Annotated in this window: 20 protein-coding genes and 2 tRNA genes; 13 read left to right on the forward strand and 9 right to left on the reverse strand. The window is 65.5% G+C overall.

Going from position 1 to position 15,948, the window contains the following annotated elements; all coding sequences use genetic code 11:
* Positions 1 to 55: 55 nt before the first annotated feature.
* The 5 genes from ACP26O_RS07825 to ACP26O_RS07845 all read right to left on the reverse strand — a co-directional run bounded on the left by ACP26O_RS07825 (position 56) and on the right by ACP26O_RS07845 (position 3,681).
* Positions 56 to 1,093 (reverse strand): quinone-dependent dihydroorotate dehydrogenase, encoded by a 1,038-nt coding sequence (locus ACP26O_RS07825; RefSeq protein WP_006751029.1) that lies wholly within the window; start codon positions 1,091 to 1,093, stop codon positions 56 to 58.
* A 153-nt stretch (positions 1,094 to 1,246) separates the two neighbouring features.
* Positions 1,247 to 2,077 carry an arginyltransferase gene (locus ACP26O_RS07830; protein WP_126227785.1) on the reverse strand — a complete coding sequence of 277 codons (831 nt, stop codon included), beginning with the start codon at positions 2,075 to 2,077 and terminating at the stop codon, positions 1,247 to 1,249.
* Positions 2,078 to 2,110: 33 nt separating this feature from the next.
* A complete protein-coding gene (gene aat, locus ACP26O_RS07835) occupies positions 2,111 to 2,875 on the reverse strand; it encodes a leucyl/phenylalanyl-tRNA--protein transferase (protein ID WP_006751027.1) in 765 nt (254 codons plus the stop codon).
* Between the two features lie 11 nt (positions 2,876 to 2,886).
* Complete coding sequence (locus ACP26O_RS07840; protein ID WP_006751026.1) at positions 2,887 to 3,432, reverse strand: NUDIX hydrolase; 546 nt, start codon at positions 3,430 to 3,432, stop codon at positions 2,887 to 2,889.
* Between the two features lie 172 nt (positions 3,433 to 3,604).
* Positions 3,605 to 3,681 (reverse strand) — tRNA-Met (locus tag ACP26O_RS07845).
* Between the two features lie 226 nt (positions 3,682 to 3,907).
* Between ACP26O_RS07845 and ACP26O_RS07850 the strand changes: the two genes are divergently transcribed.
* From ACP26O_RS07850 to ACP26O_RS07860, 3 genes are read left to right on the forward strand one after another with little or no spacing between them, the layout of a single operon-like run.
* A complete protein-coding gene (locus tag ACP26O_RS07850) occupies positions 3,908 to 4,405 on the forward strand; it encodes a heme-degrading domain-containing protein (protein WP_175665134.1) in 498 nt (165 codons plus the stop codon).
* Positions 4,406 to 4,408: 3 nt separating this feature from the next.
* Positions 4,409 to 4,747 carry a DMT family transporter gene (locus ACP26O_RS07855; protein WP_011656759.1) on the forward strand — a complete coding sequence of 113 codons (339 nt, stop codon included), beginning with the start codon at positions 4,409 to 4,411 and terminating at the stop codon, positions 4,745 to 4,747.
* Between the two features lie 31 nt (positions 4,748 to 4,778).
* Positions 4,779 to 5,939, forward strand: a complete 1,161-nt coding sequence (locus ACP26O_RS07860) for an enoyl-CoA hydratase/isomerase family protein (protein ID WP_175665135.1) — start codon at positions 4,779 to 4,781, stop codon at positions 5,937 to 5,939.
* 118 nt (positions 5,940 to 6,057) lie between these two features.
* Here the strand turns inward: ACP26O_RS07860 and ACP26O_RS07865 are convergent, their stop codons facing one another.
* Entirely contained in the window at positions 6,058 to 6,486 is a 429-nt protein-coding gene (locus tag ACP26O_RS07865) for a hypothetical protein (protein WP_175665136.1), read from the reverse strand.
* A 341-nt stretch (positions 6,487 to 6,827) separates the two neighbouring features.
* Here ACP26O_RS07865 and ssuD point away from each other — a divergent pair, with 341 nt between their 5' ends.
* The 9 genes from ssuD (at position 6,828) to ACP26O_RS07910 (ending at position 12,491) form a co-directional block, all read left to right on the forward strand.
* Positions 6,828 to 7,985 (forward strand): FMNH2-dependent alkanesulfonate monooxygenase, encoded by a 1,158-nt coding sequence (gene ssuD / locus ACP26O_RS07870; protein ID WP_006751021.1) that lies wholly within the window; start codon positions 6,828 to 6,830, stop codon positions 7,983 to 7,985.
* A 16-nt stretch (positions 7,986 to 8,001) separates the two neighbouring features.
* Positions 8,002 to 8,814: an aliphatic sulfonate ABC transporter permease SsuC gene (gene ssuC, locus ACP26O_RS07875; protein ID WP_175660710.1), complete on the forward strand. Its 813-nt coding sequence runs from the start codon at positions 8,002 to 8,004 to the stop codon at positions 8,812 to 8,814.
* Positions 8,811 to 9,770 (forward strand): ATP-binding cassette domain-containing protein, encoded by a 960-nt coding sequence (locus ACP26O_RS07880; protein WP_175665137.1) that lies wholly within the window; start codon positions 8,811 to 8,813, stop codon positions 9,768 to 9,770. Before ssuC ends, ACP26O_RS07880 begins: the two co-directional genes overlap by 4 nt.
* Positions 9,771 to 9,827: 57 nt before the next feature.
* Positions 9,828 to 10,043, forward strand: a complete 216-nt coding sequence (locus ACP26O_RS07885) for a TOBE domain-containing protein (RefSeq protein WP_006400187.1) — start codon at positions 9,828 to 9,830, stop codon at positions 10,041 to 10,043.
* Between the two features lie 139 nt (positions 10,044 to 10,182).
* Positions 10,183 to 10,380, forward strand: coding sequence for a hypothetical protein (locus ACP26O_RS07890; protein ID WP_011656764.1), 198 nt, complete (start codon positions 10,183 to 10,185; stop codon positions 10,378 to 10,380).
* A 55-nt stretch (positions 10,381 to 10,435) separates the two neighbouring features.
* Positions 10,436 to 10,690, forward strand: a complete 255-nt coding sequence (locus tag ACP26O_RS07895; protein WP_059524526.1) for a hypothetical protein — start codon at positions 10,436 to 10,438, stop codon at positions 10,688 to 10,690.
* A 125-nt stretch (positions 10,691 to 10,815) separates the two neighbouring features.
* Positions 10,816 to 11,802 (forward strand): tRNA dihydrouridine(20/20a) synthase DusA, encoded by a 987-nt coding sequence (gene dusA / locus ACP26O_RS07900; RefSeq protein ID WP_233465783.1) that lies wholly within the window; start codon positions 10,816 to 10,818, stop codon positions 11,800 to 11,802.
* Positions 11,803 to 11,865: 63 nt separating this feature from the next.
* A tRNA-His gene (locus ACP26O_RS07905) sits at positions 11,866 to 11,941 on the forward strand.
* Between the two features lie 358 nt (positions 11,942 to 12,299).
* Positions 12,300 to 12,491 (forward strand): hypothetical protein, encoded by a 192-nt coding sequence (locus ACP26O_RS07910; protein WP_175665139.1) that lies wholly within the window; start codon positions 12,300 to 12,302, stop codon positions 12,489 to 12,491.
* 79 nt (positions 12,492 to 12,570) lie between these two features.
* Here ACP26O_RS07910 and ACP26O_RS07915 read toward each other — a convergent pair whose 3' ends face one another.
* The gene (locus tag ACP26O_RS07915) at positions 12,571 to 12,939 is read right to left on the reverse strand and encodes a hypothetical protein (RefSeq protein WP_175665140.1); all 369 of its coding nucleotides are present in this window, start codon (positions 12,937 to 12,939) and stop codon (positions 12,571 to 12,573) included.
* 467 nt (positions 12,940 to 13,406) lie between these two features.
* On the opposite strand from ACP26O_RS07915, the gene ACP26O_RS07920 reads away from it, so the two are divergent.
* Positions 13,407 to 13,925 (forward strand): GNAT family N-acetyltransferase, encoded by a 519-nt coding sequence (locus tag ACP26O_RS07920; RefSeq protein WP_175665141.1) that lies wholly within the window; start codon positions 13,407 to 13,409, stop codon positions 13,923 to 13,925.
* Between the two features lie 72 nt (positions 13,926 to 13,997).
* Here ACP26O_RS07920 and ACP26O_RS07925 read toward each other — a convergent pair whose 3' ends face one another.
* On the reverse strand, positions 13,998 to 14,462 hold the full coding sequence (locus tag ACP26O_RS07925) for a plasmid fertility inhibition factor family protein (protein ID WP_011656770.1): 465 nt from the start codon (positions 14,460 to 14,462) through the stop codon (positions 13,998 to 14,000).
* A gap of 685 nt (positions 14,463 to 15,147) precedes the next feature.
* The gene (locus ACP26O_RS07930) at positions 15,148 to 15,891 is read right to left on the reverse strand and encodes a DUF695 domain-containing protein (RefSeq protein ID WP_126227793.1); all 744 of its coding nucleotides are present in this window, start codon (positions 15,889 to 15,891) and stop codon (positions 15,148 to 15,150) included.
* Positions 15,892 to 15,948 lie beyond the last annotated feature (57 nt).

The following is a 15,948-nucleotide window of genomic DNA, read 5'->3' on the forward strand; positions in this document are numbered from 1 at the left end:
GTCGATCATAGCAAAAATGCAATCGACCACTAAATATCGTTTGTTTATGACTATATTACGCGGTGCGTTCGCGCGCGATGGCCTTTACGCATTCGGCCACGAGCGCCGGGCCGCGATAGATGAAGCCCGTATACAGCTGGACCAGCGATGCGCCGGCCGCGAGCTTCACGCGTGCGTCTTCGCCCGAGAAAATGCCGCCGACGCCGATGATCGGCACCGCGCTGCCGACTTCCGCATGCAGCTTGCGGATCACTTCGTTCGACGCGTCGAACACCGGCCGGCCCGACAGGCCGCCGGCTTCGTCCGCGTGCGGCAGGCCCTGCACGGCCGCGCGCGACAGCGTCGTGTTGGTGGCGATCACCGCTTCGATCTTGTGGCGCAGCAGCGTGTCGCCGATTTCCTTCACCTGTTCGTCGTCGAGATCGGGGGCGATCTTCAGCGCGAGCGGCACGAGCTTGCCGTGCAGATCGGCGAGGCGCTGCTGCTTGTCCTTCAGCGCGGCGAGCAGCGCGTCGAGCTCGCCCGCGCCCTGCAGCTGGCGCAGGTTCTTCGTGTTCGGCGACGAAATGTTGATCGTCACGTAGCTCGCGAACGGGTACACGCGCTCGAGGCAGTAGAGATAGTCTTCCGCGGCGCGCTCGATCGGCGTGTCGGCGTTCTTGCCGATGTTCAGGCCGAGGATGCCGCGATAGCGGGCCGCCTGGACGTTCTTCACGAACTGGTCGACGCCGTGGTTGTTGAAGCCCATCCGGTTGATCAGCGCGTCGGCCTGCGGCAGGCGGAACATCCGCGGGCGCGGATTGCCCGGCTGCGGGCGCGGCGTGACGGTGCCGACCTCGATGAAGCCGAAGCCGAGCGACGCGAGGCCGTCGATGGCTGCACCGTCCTTGTCGAGGCCGGCGGCGAGGCCGACCGGGTTGCGGAACGTGAGCCCCATCACGGTGCGCGGCGCATCGGGCACGCGCGCGGACAGCGCGCAGGCGAGGCCCGTGCGGCCGGCCGCGCCGAGCGCGCGCAGCGTGAGGTGGTGAGCGTCTTCCGCATCCATCTTGAACAGGGATGCGCGGGCCAGCGGATAGAGGGAACTGAACACGGGAATTGGGCGGACGGCCGGAATGAATGACAACCCGCTATTTTACCGGGAGTTGCGCGGCACGGGCGGGCTTCGCTTCGCGCGCGCCGGCGGGGGCGCGTCTCGTGCGGTGCGGCGGCGCGCAGGCGAGAAGCCGCACCGCGGGAGCAGAGGTCAACCCGACCCGGAATGTCCGCCCGGCAGCGGCGCGCGCGCCAGTGCCGCGTCGACCGGCGGCAGCTCGACCCGATCGGGATCGAGCACTTTCCAGCGGCCGTCGAGCAATCCTTCGAGCGGATGGAAGTTCGCCTTGTAGGCCATCTTCGGGCTCTCGCGGATCCAGTAGCCGAGATACACGTACGGCAGGCCGAGGCTCTTCGCCTGTTCGATCTGCCACAGGATGTTGTAGGTGCCGTAGCTCGTGTGCTGGTCGTCGGGTTCGAAGAACGTGTAGACCGACGATAGCCCGTCGCCGAGGATGTCGATCATGCTGACCATGCGCAGCTTGCCCGGCTCGCCGCCCGGCGCGTCGAGGTCGCGGAATTCGACGAGGCGCGAATTGATCCGGCTCTGCAGCAGGAATTGCTCGTACTGGTCGCGGCTGTCGCGGTCCATGCCGCCGCCCGCGTGGCGCGCGGACTGGTAGCGCATGTAGAGCGCGTAGTGCTCCTCGTCGTAGTGCAGCGGCGAGACGGTCGCGACGAGCGCGCGGTGCCGCTTCCACATCCGGCGCTGCGTGCGCGACGGCGTGAACGCGCCGACCGGCACGCGCACCGGTACGCAGGCGCGGCACCCGTCGCAGTACGGGCGATAGGTGAACACGCCCGAGCGCCGGAAGCCGGCCTTCACGAGCTCGGTATAGATGTCGGAGTTGATCAGGTGGCTCGGCGTCGCGACTTGCGAGCGCGCGATGCGGCCGTCCAGATAGCTGCACGGATAGGGCGCCGTTGCATAGAATTGCAGCGCCGAAAGCGGTGAAAGCGGCAGCTCAGTCGGGTGAGTCATGGGCAGCTCTCGATGCAGGGAGGGAGTGCCGCGCTAGCGCTCGATCCCGGAGGGCGCCGCCGGTTCGGCGGGGCCCGTCAGCGCGGCGAGCACGCGCTTGTCGAACTGCCACGGAATCGGCGGTTCGGCCACCGCGCGGCGCACGTGAGCAACAAAGGCCTTGCGTGCGATCTCGCGGCCACCGAGCGACGCTAGATGCGACGTATTCTGCTGGCAGTCTATCATCTCCAGCCCCTGCTCGCGAAGGTGGGCGACCAGCGTCGCCAGCGCGATTTTCGACGCATCGGTGGCATCCGCGTACATCGACTCGCCGAAGAACATCCGCCCGAACGCCACTCCGTACAGACCGCCGATGCGGCGCCCGTCGTGCCAGGTCTCGATGCTGTGCGCGTTGCCGGAGCGGTAGAGCGACGTATACGCGTCGATGATCTCGGCCGTGATCCAGGTGCCGCGCTGGCCACGGCGCGGCGCCTGCGCGCACGCGCGCATCACGCCCGCGAAGTCATGGTCGACGCGCACTTCCCACGCGGGTTCGCGCAGCACGCGCCGGAGCGTCTTGCGCAGCGACGGTGACACCTTGAATTCGGCCGGTGCGAGGATCATCCGCGGGTCGGGGCTCCACCACAGCACGGGCTGGCCGTCCGAATACCACGGGAAGATGCCACGCAGGTAGGCCTCGATCAGGCGCGACGGCAGCAGGTCGGCACTCGCGGCGAGCAGCCCCGGCGCGCCGGTCGCGGGGCCGAGCGCGCGTTCGACGGGCGGAAACGGATCGTCCGGGCCGAGCCAGGGGACCATGGGGCGCGTGCTCAGCCGTTGCGCAGCGAGCGGAAGATATCGCCGGTATGCACGCCGTAGTCGCCGGCGGCGCGATCGGCGAAGAAGAAGCGCAGGGTCTGGCTGACGGTCGGGAACGCGATTTCGTCCCACGGAATGTCGGCTTCATCGAACAGCTTGACCTCGAGGCTTTCCTCGCCGGCCTCGTAAGCCGGATCGACGAGCCGCGCCAGGTAGAACAGATGGACCTGATGCACGTGCGGCACGTTGAGCAGCGTGAACAGGTTCTGCACCTCGACACGCGCGCCGGCTTCCTCGAGCGTCTCGCGCGCGGCGGCCTCGGCCGTCGTCTCGCCCATTTCCATGAAGCCCGCCGGCAGCGTCCAGAACCCGTAGCGCGGTTCGATCGCGCGGCGGCACAGCAGCACCTGATCGCCCCAGACCGGCACCGTGCCGACCACGTTGCGCGGATTCTGGTAATGGATCGTGCCGCAGTGATCGCAAATGAAGCGCTCGCGGTTATCGCCCGGAGGAATGCGTGCGATGACGTCGTGACCGCAGACGGAGCAGAATTTCATGTCGAGTGGAAGGGACGAGGTGAATGCGAGTGTATCACCGGGGCGCGGCATTCTCGAACGCGAGCGCTTGCGCGCGGCGTGCCGTGCGAAGCGCGACCGCGATGCGCGGGAACGGGCGCGGAAAAACAAAAAGCCCGGCGCGGAGCCGGGCTTTTTGCATGAATCGGGACGTTGGTTGCGGGGGTAGGATTTGAACCTACGACCTTCGGGTTATGAGCCCGACGAGCTGCCAGACTGCTCCACCCCGCGTCCGTCGAAGAAATGAATTATATGGACTATCCGGAACGCATGCAAGCACTTTTTGGCAATCGCGCCACCGGGGCGCGTTGGCAGCTTGTGGGGCCGGTACGGCGGGGGCGTGCGCTAGAATCGAACGGTTTGCTCGTGTCGTTCATTCCTGCAGCGAAGCCGTGCGCGATCGCATCGGTGCCGTTGCAACGCTCACTACTGTTGTTACTACTGCCTCGACGGATTCATGGACATCGCTCACGATCTGCAATCGATCGGCGCGCAGGAACAGGCGCTCGTGTTTCCCCATTTCGACCCGGCCCGTGCGTGGGCGCTCGGCAACCGCATGCATGCGCTCGCGACGGCGCGCGGTCACGCAATCGCAATCGACATCGTCACGTTCGGCCAGCCGCTGTTCTACGCGGCACTCCCTGGCGCGACGCCCGACAACGCGGACTGGGTGCGTCGCAAGCGCAACGTGGTCGCGCATTTCCGCCGCAGTTCGTATGCGATCGGCCTGCGCATGCAGCAGGCCGGCGCGTCGCTCGCGGACAAGCACGGGCTGCCCATCTCCGACTATTCGCCGCACGGCGGTTCGTTTCCGCTGACCGTCGCGGGGGCCGGCGTGATCGGCTCGATCACCGCGTCGGGGCTGCCGCAGCGCGCGGATCACGAGTTCGTCGTCGAAGCGCTGTGCGCCGAGCTCGGGCAGGACTACGCCGCGCTGGCGCTTGCGAGGAGCTGAGCGATGCAGCTTCCGGGTTACGCATGGCTCGCGATCGCGATCGTCGCGGAAGTGGTCGGCACGTCCGCGCTGCGCGCGGCGGACGGCTTCACGCGCTTCTGGCCGTCGGCGCTCGTCGTGGCCGGTTACGGCATCGCGTTCTACTGTCTGTCGCTCACGCTGCGCACGATGCCGGTCGGCATCATCTATGCGGTGTGGTCGGGCGCCGGCATCGTGCTGATCACGCTCGTCGCGATGCTGCTCTATCGTCAGGTGCCGGACGTGCCGGCGGTGATCGGCCTCGGCCTGATCGTCGCGGGCGTCGTGGTGCTGAACCTGTTCTCGAAGATGCAGGCGCACTGAGCGTGCGCCCGCGATACGCCGGATGGCTCACATGACCGATTCCGCTTCCGTTTCCGATTCCGCTTCCGCCGAAGTCGCCCAGCCCGACGTGCGCACGTATGTCGCGAACCGCATCGGCTATCTCGAACTGAACCGGCCGAAGGCGCTGAATGCGCTGTCGGTCGGGATGATCCGCGTGATGCAGCAGGCGCTCGACGCGTGGCGCGACGACGCCGACGTGGTAGCCGTCGTCGTGCACAGCCCGCATCCGCGCGCGTTCTGCGCGGGCGGCGACGTGCGCTTCTTCCACGACGCGTGGCAGCGCGGCGACCGCGAGGCGATCGACGGGTTCTTCATCGACGAATACACGCTCAACCACACGATCTTCACCTATCCGAAACCGTACATCGCGTTGATGCACGGCGTCGTGATGGGCGGCGGCATGGGCATTTCGCAGGCTGCGCGGCATACGGGCGGCCTGCGCGTCGTCACCGATTCGACGAAGATAGCCATGCCCGAAACGCGCATCGGCCTGTTCCCGGACGTCGGGATGAGCTGGTTCCTCGCGCGCACGCCGGGCGCGATCGGCCGCTATCTCGCGGTGACCGGCGCGTCGCTCGACGCGGCGGGCGCCCTGTATGCGCAGCTCGCCGACGTCTATCTGCCCGATGCCGCGCTGCCGGCGCTGCTCGATACGCTGCGCAGCGCGCGCATCGACAGCGGCGCACAGGCGGTCGCGTGCGTGGCCGACGCGGCTGCCGCGCACAAGGTCGTGCCGACGCCCGACACGTCGGCGCTGGCCGACGCGCGCGCCGGGATCGATCGGCATTTCGCGCAACCCAATATCGGCGCGATCCTCGCGTCGCTCGACGCCGAGCAGGATTGCGCGGCCGTCGACGGATGGGTCGAGAAGGCGACGCATGCGATGCGCAGCCAGTTGTCGCCGCTGTCGATGGCCGTGTCGCTCGAAGTTGTCGAACGGGCGCGTGGCGCGACGATGGCCGATTGCCTGCGGCGCGATCTCGACCTCACGCGCTCGACGTTCGCGCACGGCGACGTGATCGAAGGCGTGCGTGCGCTGATCGTCGACAAGGACCACCAGCCGGTCTGGCGCTTCAAGTCGGCCGCCGATATCGACCGGGCCGACGTGCTCGCGATGTTCGACAGCCCGTGGACGCCCGACACGCATCCGCTGCGCAAGCTTAAGGACTGACGCGCGCGCTATCGGCGTGAAAAGCAAAAAGGCCGCCTGCAGGTGCAGGCGGCCTTGTCATTGGCGGATGCGGTCGGGCTCGGCGGCAGCGGGCCGGGGCCTCGCCGCGAGACGTGCGTCAGTCGTCGCCGGCCTCGTCCGACATGAACGCGCGCATGAACACGAGCGCGCCGAAGCCCCAGACCGCGTTCGCGGCGAAGCCAGACGCGAGCACCGGCATCATGTTGCCCGACGGCCAGATTCCCCGCAGCGGATCGATCGCGAACACGCGGGCGGCCGTCAGCACGATGCCGCCGAACACCAGCGCGCCGATCCACGGCGCCTCGCGCTCCGGCGACACCCGCAGCAGCCACGCCATCGGGATCGCACAGCACGCGCTGATCAGCGCGTTCGCGACAAATTCAGGAATGCCGAGCGGTGCGAACGGTTGCGTGGAGAACCCCGCTGCGGCGATCAGGTCGGCCGTGTGCAGCAGCGCGAGCGTCGCTTCGCGAAAGAAGAGGGCGGCCAGGAAGCCGGACAGGAACGGCAGGATGACTTTCTGCATCGGTGAGTGCATTGCAGGCGCGGCTGGCCGGGGCCGTCCGCGCGAAGTTGTTCGGATTGGTGCGCCATTATAGGGCCCGGCCGCCGCGATATTCGCTGGAGCGTCGTGCTAATCACGAAAGCGGAAAACCTAAGCTCAAAAAAATCGTTCCAAAGCCCCGTACCGATCCATAGACTGATTTCCCAGAAACAGCCGTGCAATCGCGTACTCGCCCGCTGCACGGCCTGACCGGCGAGCCATCCCGATTCGAACGCACATCATGCATGCGTCGCTCATCCGCGACGCGAGCAGGGCCTCGTTTTATCCAGATTCCGGCAAGGACAGTCAAGCAGGAGCAGCAGATGAATGTTTTCTGGTTTATCCCCACGCACGGCGACAGCCGTTACCTCGGTACCGCCGAAGGCGCGCGCGCCGCGGATTACGATTACTTCAAGCAGATCGCCGTCGCGGCCGACACGCTCGGCTATGAAGGCGTGCTGCTGCCGACCGGCCGCTCCTGCGAGGACGCGTGGGTCGTCGCATCGAGCCTGATTCCCGCGACGCAGCGCCTGAAGTTCCTGGTCGCCGTGCGCCCGGGCATCGCATCGCCCGGCCTCGCGGCGAGGATGGCCGCGACGTTCGACCGCCTGTCGGGCGGCCGCCTGCTGATCAACGTCGTGACGGGGGGCGACGCCGCCGAGCTCGAAGGCGACGGACTGTTCGCCGATCACGACACGCGCTACGAAATCACCGACGATTTCCTGCACATCTGGCGCGGGCTGCTCGCCGCCTCGCACGACAACGGCGGCTTCGACTACATCGGCAAGCACCTTCAGTCGAAGGGCGGCAAGGCGCTTTATCCTCCCGTGCAGCGCCCGCATCCGCCGTTGTGGTTCGGCGGGTCGTCGCCGGCCGCGCACACGATCGCCGCGGATCACATCGACACCTACCTGACCTGGGGCGAGCCGCCCGAGGCCGTCGCGAAGAAAATCGCCGACATCCGCGCGCGCGCCGAATCGCGCGGCCGCAAGATCCGCTTCGGCATCCGCATGCACGTGATCGTGCGCGAGACCGAGGACGAAGCATGGCGCGATGCCGAGCGCCTCATCAGCCGGCTCGACGACGAGACGATCGCCCGCGCGCAGAAGGCATTCGCGAACATGGATTCGGAAGGCCAGCGCCGGATGGCCGCGCTGCACGGCGGCAAGCGCGGCGGCCGCGACGCGCTCGAGGTGTATCCGAACCTGTGGGCTGGGGTCGGGCTTGTCCGTGGCGGCGCCGGTACCGCGCTCGTCGGCAATCCCGAGCAGGTCGCGGAACGCATGCGCGAATACGCGGATCTCGGCATCGAAACGTTCATCCTGTCCGGCTATCCGCACCTCGAGGAGTCGTACCGTTTTGCCGAGCTCGTGTTCCCGCTGATCAAGGGCGAGGGCGCAAAGCGGCCGTCCGGCCCGCTGTCGGGCCCGTTCGGCGAGATCGTCGGCAACAACTACCTGCCCAAGGCGAGCCAGAGCTGAGCGAAGGAGGCATGCGATGACAACGAAAACGTCGACGACCGGCACCGCCGTGGCCGCCCGCGCGTGGCGCGCAATCGCGCCGTGGCTCGTGCCGCTCGCGCTGCTGGTCGTGTGGGAAGTCGGCGCGCGCGTCGGCTGGCTGTCGACCCGCGTGCTGCCCGAACCGGTGGCGGTCGTGCGCGCCGCATGGTCGCTCGTGACGTCGGGCGAAATGTGGGCGAATGTGAAGGTCAGTACCTGGCGCGCGCTGTTCGGTTTCGCGATCGGCGGCGGCGTTGGCCTGGCGCTGGGGCTTGCGACCGGTCTGTCGAAAGCGGCGGAGGTCGCGCTCGACTCGACGATCCAGATGATCCGCAACATCCCCGCGCTCGCGATGATTCCGCTCGTGATCCTGTGGTTCGGCATCGACGAGAAGGCGAAGCTGTTCCTCGTCGCGCTCGGCGTGTTCTTCCCCGTCTACATCAACACGTATCACGGGATCCGCTCGGTCGACGCAAACCTGATCGAGATGGCGAAGAGCTACGGCGTGCGCGGCTTCGCGCTGTATCGCGACGTGATCCTGCCCGGCGCATTGCCGTCGATTCTCGTCGGCGTGCGCTTCGCGCTCGGGCTGATGTGGGTGATGCTGATCGTCGCGGAAACGATTTCCGCGCAGTCGGGCATCGGCTACATGACGATGAACGCGCGCGAATTCCTGCAAACCGATGTGGTGGTGGTCGGCATCCTGCTGTATGCAGTGCTCGGCAAGCTGGCCGACGTGCTGGCGAAATGGATCGAGCGCACGACGCTGCGCTGGCACCCCGCTTATCAATCAGGAGCAAAGGCATGAATGCGACCACTTCGGCGGCCGCCTACGGCCCGCTCGCCGGCGCGGACCTCGAGGCCGAACTGGCACAGGCGCGCGTGACGGACGACGCCGTACGGGATGCGGCGATCGTCGATCGGGACGGCGGTGCATCCGTCGTTCCGCTCGCGCGGCGGCGCACCGGCAGCCCCGCGCCCGACGATGCGGTGACGCTGTCGGGCGTCAGCAAGCGCTTCGGCACGCGTACCGTGCTCGACAACGTCGAACTCGGCATCGCGCGCGGGAGCTTCGTCGCCATCGTCGGCCGCAGCGGCTGCGGGAAATCCACGCTGCTGCGCCTCGTCGCCGGGCTCGAGACGCCGAGCAGCGGTGCGCTCGTCACGCGCGGCGAGGGCGGCGGCGCGCTCGACACGCGGATCATGTACCAGGATGCAAGGTTGCTGCCGTGGAAGACCGTGCTGCAGAACGTGATGCTGGGTCTTGGGCGCGGCGCGCGCGATCGGGCCCGCGCGGTGCTCGACGAAGTCGGGCTGCTCGAGCGCGCGAACGACTGGCCCGCGCAGCTGTCGGGTGGCCAGCGGCAGCGCGTCGCGCTCGCCCGCGCGCTGGTGCACCGGCCGCAACTGCTGCTGCTCGACGAGCCGCTCGGCGCGCTCGACGCGCTGACCCGCATCGAGATGCATGCGCTGATCGAGCGGCTGTGGCGCGAGCATCGGTTCACCGCGCTGCTCGTCACGCACGACGTGCAGGAAGCCGTCGCGCTGGGCGACCGCATCCTGCTGATCGAGCAGGGACGCGTCGCCCTCGATCAGCAGGTACCGCTCGATCGGCCGCGTGCGCGCGCATCGGCCGCGTTCGCCGCGCTGGAAGACCGTGTGCTGCAACGCGTGCTCGCAGGCGGGCCGGGTGGCGCAGATCAGGAGGCGGCGCTTGAAGTCGATCACGTACGACCGGTCGGGCAGATTCGCTGGGCCGTTTAAATCCGGGCGGCGCAGGCCGCCCGTTCTCAGACTTTTTTGTTCGGAGCGATCAACCCGATGAGCATCACTGCAATCAACGTGCGTAACCAGTTCAAGGGCAAGGTGAAGGAGATCATTCGCGGGCCGGTGGTGTCCGAGGTCGACGTCGAGACGCCGTTCGGCATCGTCACGTCGGTGATCACGACGCGCTCGGTCGACGAGCTCGAGCTGAAGGTCGGCGCCGAGGTCGTCGCGCTCGTGAAGTCCACCGAAGTGTCGATCGCGCGCCTCTGAGCGCCGGTTGGTGCACCGGGGCGGCGCGGGCGGTCTGACCGTGCGCGACGCCCCGGCTTTCGCGGCGCGCGTTTGCCTCCGTATTCGGCGTCCGGACGAAGTGCTAGGATGGAACGACACCGACGCCGGAGGCCAACGCATGACGCCCATCCTTTCTCCCGAAGCCATCGAGGCGCTGAAGTGGGTCGACCAGTTCGGCGACACCCGGGCGGTTCCTGCCGCGTTCGACGATGTCGTCTATGCGTTGTTGAACGAAGGGCTCATCTACCAGGCGGCTGCCAACCGCGTCGACCTGACCGCCGACGGCAAAGCCGTTTTGTCTAACGAATACGATTGAGCGCGTGGCGCCGGCCGCCGAGGCGGTCTGGCGCTGCGTCGCCACGGAGCGAGCGATGGAACCGAGAGGCAGCGATCTCGGCGATTTCAGCGAGCCGTACCGCGGCTACGAGATCGAGGTGAAGACCGAGCAGGTGTGGGACGGCGAGCATGCGCACTACCGCGTGCTGCAAGGCGCGGCCGTGCGGATCGACTGGCGGCTCGTGAAGGTCGACGGGATGCTGCTCACCGAACGGCGCGTGATCGAGCGCGTACTCGAGGAGGCGCGGCGGGCCGTCGACGCCGAACTGGGCGAGGGCGGGCCGGTCTAGTCGACCAGCCGGGCTGGGCTCGTCGCGTTGCGGTAAAATGCCGGGTTGTTCCCGCGCCGCTTGCTGCCCCGAATTCCATGTCCGCACCGTCCTCGCTTCCTCCCCGCCGCGTCTCCGTGGCGCCCATGCTCGACTGGACCGACCGTCATTGCCGGTCGTTCCATCGCACGCTGACGCGCGACACGTGGCTGTATACGGAAATGATCACCACGGGCGCGCTGCTGTTCGGCGACGCGCAGCGGCATCTCGCGTTCACGCCGAACGAATCGCCGGTCGCGCTGCAGTTGGGCGGCAGCGAGCGGGACGATCTCGCGCGCGCCGCGAAACTCGGCGAGCAATGGGGCTATGACGAGATCAACCTGAATTGCGGCTGTCCGTCCGAGCGCGTGCAGCGGGGAGCGTTCGGCGCGTGCCTGATGAACGAGCCGCAGCTCGTCGCCGACTGCGTGAAGGCGATGCGCGATGCGGTGTCGGTGCCGGTGACGGTCAAGCACCGGATCGGCGTCGACGCGGTCGAGGATTATGCGTTCGTGCGTGACTTCGTCGGCAAGGTGGCGGAAGCGGGCTGCGAGACGTTCGTCGTGCACGCGCGCAATGCGATCCTGAAGGGGCTGTCGCCGAAGGAGAACCGCGAGATCCCGCCGCTCAAGTACGACTATGCGTATCGACTGAAGCGCGATTTTCCGTCGCTGGAGATCGTGATCAACGGCGGGATCAAGACGCTCGACGAAGTCGCGCAGCATCTCGAGCATGTCGACGGCGTGATGCTTGGCCGCGAGGCTTATCACAACCCGTATGTGCTCGCGGGCGTCGATGCGCGCTTCTATGGTTCGACCGCGGCGGTGCCGACGCGCGAAGAGGCCGAGGCGAAACTGATCGAATACTGCGCGGCGGAACTGAAGCGCGGCACGTATCTCGGCGCGATCGTCCGGCACGCACTCGGGCTGTATCGCGGTGTCGGCGGTGCACGCGGCTGGCGTCGCGTGCTGTCGGACAACAAGAAGCTCGCGCGCGGCGATCTGGCCGTGTTCGACGAGGCGCGCACGCATCTGAACGACGCGATCGAAAATTTTGAAAAAAATGCTTTGCAAGACGGAAAAGTGTTCGTATAATCTTGTTCTTCGCTGCTGAACACGAACGAAACGAAACAGCGAAGAAACAAAGCAGTATCAGTGGTGGCTGTAGCTCAGTTGGTAGAGTCCAGGATTGTGATTCCTGTCGTCGTGGGTTCGAGTCCCATCAGCCACCCCACCGAATGCATTAACAAAACAGGCGCTTAGGCGCCTGTTTTGCTTTGCGGGGGACAACTCGGGGACAATAACGTCGATTCGAGCCTCGCCATCTCTAGAGCGTTCTGCTCACCATCCATCCATTTCGCGTACGTTGTCAGGAACATCTCGATGCTGAGCGCGAGTTGTTTCGCGCAAAGGCTGGGATCATTCCAGCCATCAGCATCGCCGTCGCGTAGCTATGCGGCATGTTGTACGACAGGTGGTAGCAGGCGAGGGCCATGGTGACGTAAGGGGCGGGCGCAATTAGAGTTGGTGAGTCCGGTGTGCTACGATCCCTCTCCCTCAAATAAGCATTGAAGTAATGCGGCAGAATTGTGATGCGTGGTTACGAGATGAACTGCGAGCAGCGCGTGACGGAGGACGGCAGGTACGCCACCCAAGTCGAGGTAACTGAGGTGCGATTCAGCCGGGAGGCTGCGTTTCGCCAACTCGGCGAATTCGGTACGGAAGCCGAGGCTGTCGAATACACGAAGAACTGCTCAGTGGAGTGGGCCAGCCGCTACGAATAACATGAATCGAAAGTCCTCGCGGGTCAAATCCATTGCCCCCATGTTCGATGTGGGTAGCGTAGCTAACGCCGTCCGGCTCTTATGTTCCGTGCCCGGACTCGCGCTGATTTTCCCGACGGTTGCATACGCGTGCGGTGACGGTAGCTGTGTGGCAGGTCTTGCCATCTACATGTTTCTCGGATTGGCCATAATCTGGCTTGTCTTTAGTGTCTTTATGTTCTGGTGCTTCAGGAAGTATCGGATGCGCAAGCGGCTCGGATTGACGCTGCTGATCGCATTTGGACCGCTTATTTGGCTTGTGCTCGTGATTCTGGTGGAACTGCTTCAAGCACAATTCAATTGATGCTTCGGGCGGCGCATTAAATGCGCATCTCGTCTGCGTCTTGTGGCCTTCGAGGAGGGCGCGCACCATCAGCACACCGCTGAACAAATTCAGACGGTCGGTCATGCTAGGATCCCCAAACTACTTGAATGAAATAGGCGCTTCGGCGCCTGTTTTGCTTTCCACGGTATGAATTTCAGAATTCATGCCGTCGCGTCCGCTGATTCAATCTTCCATCGATCGTAATGCCGATATGTCGTTTCCGGATTCGCATGTACCGCGCCGTTCGCGAACTCGCCAAGCCAAGCGATCGTCCTGGCACGCCCATCGCGCGCAACTTGGCGGAATAAACCAGTGAATTGGCGCAACCCGCCAATGCTTAACATGCTTACATTCGTGTAATGTATCGATTCCTCGTGCCCTCGATTTTCCAGGGCCGTTCTGTCCTGGCGCCCCGGAAGGCGCCGGGGCATTTTTTTGCCAGCTGCGGCGCCGTGCAGCGTCCGATGCGATTCGCGATGCAATCGACCGTTTAAAACATCGCGACTGCTACACTTTCCCGGCCTCGATTACGCAACGGAAGCGACCCCAGCATGCCGGAAACCCCAACCATCACGCTGCGCAGCGTGACGTCACACGACGCAGAGCACGTCGCGCGTTTGCACACGCTGAGCTGGCAGAGTGCATACAGCCATATCCTGCCCGCGGCCTATCTGTCCGACGAGGTGCCGACGGAACACGCGGCGCGGTGGCGGCGCTATTTCGACCGCGACGAAGCGGAATGGGGCCTCGTGCTGATCGCGGAATCGGACGGTGTGCCCATCGGTTTCGTGAGCGCCGAAAGACCGGTCGATCCGGCGCTCGGCGTCCTGCTCGATTGTCTTCACGTCCTTCCCGAACATCACGGAAGCGGTATCGGCAAACGCATGATCGCAGCCGTTCGCGCATGGACGCGAAATATCGGCGTGGACAAGGTTCATCTGTTGGTGCTCGAGGGCAACGTCCGCGCGATTGGTTTCTACGAGCACAACGGCTGGCGATTGGCGGCTGTCGAAACCAGCGTCATCGGCCGGGCGGAAGTCGCCGTCCGAACCTACGTGATCGAGGCCTGACGGCCTGTCGGCATCGAATCGAACGGCGGCCCGCTGCACGATCCTTTCCGCTATCGACCAAGCGCCTGTGCGTCACTCGCCGCAATACCGCACGAGCAAATCCGCCTCCGTCTCATGCACTTCGACAGGCAGGCGCGTCGCCCCCGCATACGCCAGATAGCGCGCGCGATGCTGACCGTTCCGAAACGACGCGACGCCCACTTTCGACAGGCCCGGGATGCCGAGCAGCGTCCGCGTTCTCGTCTCGCGAAATGTGATGAAGGGCATATCGGGAATCCGCCGCTCGGCCGGGTCAAGGAATTCGCGGATGCCGGCGGCCTTGCCGGGCGCCCAGTACTGAACCGCCGGCAGCACGTAGTCGGTCGTGTCGCGATCGGCGCAGGCGAGCAGCTTCGTCAGGTCGACCGTCACGACGCGATGCCGCGAGTCGTCGGATGCGAATACCCGCTTGAGGTGCGTATAGGCATAGGCGGTGTGTCCCGGAAGCTGGACGATCCAGACATCGACGCCGTCATGTTGTGCCCGAGCGAGTGTCATTGTTTCCTTGGGTGGCGAAGCGATTTTTGTGGCCGGAGGTAGCAGCGCGATCGCGGCCGAGAAGCCGACAGATACCGATCGCGAAACATGATTTCACGAAAATCCGAAAAGACAAATCGCTGATTCAAGGAAAAACGGAATCATGCGGTTTTGGCAATGCATGCGACATGCCAGAGGCTCCAGTGCGATATAAGAAATCGCCCGCATAAATCAAAAATCCGCATGCGAATCATGAACACAGGAACGCTGCTGACTGCCGGCGCGATCGTCGCTGCCCGGCACGCCCGTGTGCGTGGCAGGAGGGCTTTCCGGTTGAAAGGGTGAGTTGCCGCACAGACGGTCGCATGGCCCACGATCACAATTTGACCGGTTGACCGTTCTACCCCGGCCCGGTCAACTGTTTCCCCGCTCGCTCGCGCAGGAGCGGGGCTTTTTGCCCGCCCGGCGCATGCATGCCGCGTCGGCGAAACCGGACAGGCGTTCGGCACGCGGCGTTTTGCGCCCCCGGCATCCGTTCGCCTGATCCGCATGAATCGCTTTCCTCGTGCCTGAGCGGCCGCTCGGGCCCATCGCCGGTTACGGCCGGTGATGCCTTGGTCCCGGCGGCGCGCATTCGCGCTGCCGGGATGCTTTTTGTCCCGAAACCGTCAAGGCCCGGTCGCACGCAACGCGCGTGTCGGCCGGATCAGCCCGCCTGCTCGACGCTGGTTTCCCAGCCGTCGTATTCGCCGCCGAGCGAGCGTACCTCGCGATTGATCTCGAGCGTATGGTGCGTGATGTCGGCCAGCACCATCGTGCCTTCGTGTGCAAACCGCACGGCCGATTTGCCGTCCTCTGTCGGCGCGACCGATTCGACCAGATAGCCTTTCGACTCGGCCCAGTCGGCGAACTGGTGCGCGTCGCTCGGCTCCGGGAAGTAGGCCCAGTGCATCACGCGCCGGCTCATGTCGCTCACGTCGCCTTTCTGCCGCAGCGCGTCGAGCACGCGCATGTCGCGCATCAGTTGCCAGTCGTCGTCGGTCGGGTAGAGCGTGCGCCAGTACGTTTCCTTGTCCGGATCGTCCTGATACGCGTACTGAAGTGCGTAGGTCGTCTGTTCGGCCAGCGAGTCGACGATCCCGCTCGCGGTTTCTTCGTCGAACGGCACGTAGAACAGGAAATCCTGGTTGCCGTCGACCGTGACGCGGCCGACCTGCACGCCGTTTTTCGCGGTCACGGCGGCGTCCAGCAGATCCTCGATCTTCGTCAGCTCGGCGAACTCGTCGCCGCTCGGCAGGCCTTCGGGCGTCGGATGCGCCAGCGTGACGCGTACGCTGAGCAGCGACGTGCGCGGATCGCTTTCGGCGAGTTCGGCAAAGCTCTGATTGAAGCTGATGAAAGCCTGATGGTCGCCCATTCTGGCAGGGAAGGTTCCCCAGGCGTCGTTCATGTGTTTCTCCCGTACACGATTGTCTGTTGACGGTTGCAAAGCGTCCCAATGTATCAT

Source organism: Burkholderia sp. R-40, assembly GCF_049942845.1.
GTDB classification, from domain to species: domain Bacteria; phylum Pseudomonadota; class Gammaproteobacteria; order Burkholderiales; family Burkholderiaceae; genus Burkholderia; species Burkholderia ambifaria.

What these genes read in the sequence shown, in the direction of transcription:
- ACP26O_RS07830 (WP_126227785.1), bottom strand. Translation starts at nt 2,077, where the DNA reads ATGACTCACCCGACTGAGCTGCCGCTTTCACCGCTTTCGGCGCTGCAA.
- aat (WP_006751027.1), bottom strand. Translation starts at nt 2,875, where the DNA reads ATGGTCCCCTGGCTCGGCCCGGACGATCCGTTTCCGCCCGTCGAACGC.
- ACP26O_RS07840 (WP_006751026.1), bottom strand. Translation starts at nt 3,432, where the DNA reads ATGAAATTCTGCTCCGTCTGCGGTCACGACGTCATCGCACGCATTCCT.
- ACP26O_RS07850 (WP_175665134.1), top strand. Translation starts at nt 3,908, where the DNA reads ATGGACATCGCTCACGATCTGCAATCGATCGGCGCGCAGGAACAGGCG.
- ACP26O_RS07855 (WP_011656759.1), top strand. Translation starts at nt 4,409, where the DNA reads ATGCAGCTTCCGGGTTACGCATGGCTCGCGATCGCGATCGTCGCGGAA.
- ACP26O_RS07860 (WP_175665135.1), top strand. Translation starts at nt 4,779, where the DNA reads ATGACCGATTCCGCTTCCGTTTCCGATTCCGCTTCCGCCGAAGTCGCC.
- ACP26O_RS07865 (WP_175665136.1), bottom strand. Translation starts at nt 6,486, where the DNA reads ATGCAGAAAGTCATCCTGCCGTTCCTGTCCGGCTTCCTGGCCGCCCTC.
- ssuD (WP_006751021.1), top strand. Translation starts at nt 6,828, where the DNA reads ATGAATGTTTTCTGGTTTATCCCCACGCACGGCGACAGCCGTTACCTC.
- ssuC (WP_175660710.1), top strand. Translation starts at nt 8,002, where the DNA reads ATGACAACGAAAACGTCGACGACCGGCACCGCCGTGGCCGCCCGCGCG.
- ACP26O_RS07880 (WP_175665137.1), top strand. Translation starts at nt 8,811, where the DNA reads ATGAATGCGACCACTTCGGCGGCCGCCTACGGCCCGCTCGCCGGCGCG.
- ACP26O_RS07885 (WP_006400187.1), top strand. Translation starts at nt 9,828, where the DNA reads ATGAGCATCACTGCAATCAACGTGCGTAACCAGTTCAAGGGCAAGGTG.
- ACP26O_RS07890 (WP_011656764.1), top strand. Translation starts at nt 10,183, where the DNA reads ATGACGCCCATCCTTTCTCCCGAAGCCATCGAGGCGCTGAAGTGGGTC.
- ACP26O_RS07895 (WP_059524526.1), top strand. Translation starts at nt 10,436, where the DNA reads ATGGAACCGAGAGGCAGCGATCTCGGCGATTTCAGCGAGCCGTACCGC.
- dusA (WP_233465783.1), top strand. Translation starts at nt 10,816, where the DNA reads ATGCTCGACTGGACCGACCGTCATTGCCGGTCGTTCCATCGCACGCTG.
- ACP26O_RS07910 (WP_175665139.1), top strand. Translation starts at nt 12,300, where the DNA reads ATGCGTGGTTACGAGATGAACTGCGAGCAGCGCGTGACGGAGGACGGC.
- ACP26O_RS07915 (WP_175665140.1), bottom strand. Translation starts at nt 12,939, where the DNA reads ATGACCGACCGTCTGAATTTGTTCAGCGGTGTGCTGATGGTGCGCGCC.
- ACP26O_RS07920 (WP_175665141.1), top strand. Translation starts at nt 13,407, where the DNA reads ATGCCGGAAACCCCAACCATCACGCTGCGCAGCGTGACGTCACACGAC.
- ACP26O_RS07925 (WP_011656770.1), bottom strand. Translation starts at nt 14,462, where the DNA reads ATGACACTCGCTCGGGCACAACATGACGGCGTCGATGTCTGGATCGTC.
- ACP26O_RS07930 (WP_126227793.1), bottom strand. Translation starts at nt 15,891, where the DNA reads ATGAACGACGCCTGGGGAACCTTCCCTGCCAGAATGGGCGACCATCAG.